Genomic DNA, 250 nt, shown 5'->3' with positions numbered 1-250 from the left:
CATTGGTACAAGTTCCAAGGAGCAGGTTCAGGCAAGTGACGATTACGGCAGAATCGTTACTGGTGAAAAGGGGATAGGAAGATTTTCCGTTCGTTATCTTGGAAGAAGGTTGGTGCTTGAGTCAGTTGCTCGCGACGAGGCTCGCGGCTTCAAGACCATTCTGATGGCAGTATTCGATTGGCCCGCCTTTGACAAAAATGAAGACCTCGGAAAACTGACCGTCCCGTACACGCTCAAACGAGCATCGAAC

1 protein-coding gene is annotated in these 250 nt (G+C 50.0%); it reads left to right on the top strand.

The window, feature by feature from the left end; all coding sequences use genetic code 11:
• On the top strand, positions 1-250 hold a 250-nt coding region (locus SB765_RS32130), incomplete at both ends, for a hypothetical protein (protein ID WP_410932827.1).

It is taken from the genome of Pseudomonas sp. SIMBA_067, assembly GCF_046534675.1.
In the GTDB taxonomy this organism is placed as follows: domain Bacteria; phylum Pseudomonadota; class Gammaproteobacteria; order Pseudomonadales; family Pseudomonadaceae; genus Aquipseudomonas; species Aquipseudomonas putida.
This window is presented reverse-complemented; position numbering and strand designations above follow the sequence as displayed.